The following is a 1,157-nucleotide window of genomic DNA, read 5'->3' on the forward strand; positions in this document are numbered from 1 at the left end:
GCGGCCGTCTTCATCGGCTATAACGCCGAGATCGAGCTCGGCCGCGTCGCCGCCATGGATCTCGTTACCCGTGAGGCGCTCACCGGCTTTGCCGGCGTCCTGGCGCACAAGCTCGCCGATCCGAGCGGCGCGCTGATCGCCATCCTCAAGGTCGAGGTCTTCCTCGGCGTGTTCATCGGCGCGGTGACCTTCACCGGCTCGGTCGTCGCCTTCGGCAAGCTCGCCGGCAAGGTCGACGGCAAGGCCAAGAAGCTGCCGGGCGGCCACATGCTGAACGCCGGCGCGGCCATCGCCTCGCTGCTCCTGCTGATCCTCTATTTCAACGGCGCCGGCATCTGGACCCTCGTCCTGATGACGCTCTTTGCCTTCTTTATCGGCTACCATCTGATCATGGGCATCGGCGGCGCCGACATGCCGGTGGTCGTGTCGATGCTGAACAGCTATTCCGGCTGGGCGGCGGCAGCGATCGGCTTCACGCTCGGCAACGACCTCCTGATCGTCACCGGCGCTTTGGTCGGCTCGTCGGGCGCGATCCTGTCCTACATCATGTGCAAGGCGATGAACCGATCCTTCATCTCGGTCATCCTGGGCGGCTTCGGCGGCACGAGCGGCCCGGCGATGGCGATCGACGGCGAGCAGCTGGCGATCGAGGCAGACGGCGTCGCGGCGGCCCTTTCGGACGCCGACAGCGTCATCATCGTGCCGGGCTACGGCATGGCGGTGGCGCAGGCCCAGCAGGCGGTGTCGGAACTGACCCGCAAGCTGCGGGCCGACGGCAAGACCGTCCGCTTCGCCATCCACCCGGTGGCGGGCCGTCTGCCCGGCCACATGAACGTGCTCCTGGCCGAGGCCAAGGTGCCCTACGACATCGTCATGGAGATGGACGAGATCAACGCGGACTTCCCCTCGACGGACGTTGTCATCGTCATCGGCTCCAACGACATCGTCAATCCGGCCGCGCAGGAAGACCCGAACTCCCCGATCGCCGGCATGCCGGTGTTGGAAGTGTGGAAGGCCAAGCAGGTCTTCGTGTCCAAGCGCGGCCAGGGCACGGGCTATTCCGGCATCGAGAACCCGCTGTTCTACAAGGACAACACGCGGATGTTCTACGGCGACGCCAAGACCTCGCTGGAGGCCCTGCTGAAGCTCCTCTGAGC

At 66.1% G+C, this 1,157-nt stretch carries 1 protein-coding gene; it reads left to right on the plus strand.

What is annotated here, in order from left to right; all coding sequences use genetic code 11:
• Positions 1–1,155 (plus strand): NAD(P)(+) transhydrogenase (Re/Si-specific) subunit beta (locus tag GTW51_RS23305; RefSeq protein WP_163046401.1); only part of this gene is annotated, 1,155 nt, incomplete at its 5' end.
• Positions 1,156–1,157: the final 2 nt, after the last annotated feature.

Source organism: Aurantimonas aggregata, from assembly GCF_010500835.1.
Lineage (GTDB): Bacteria > Pseudomonadota > Alphaproteobacteria > Rhizobiales > Rhizobiaceae > Aurantimonas > Aurantimonas aggregata.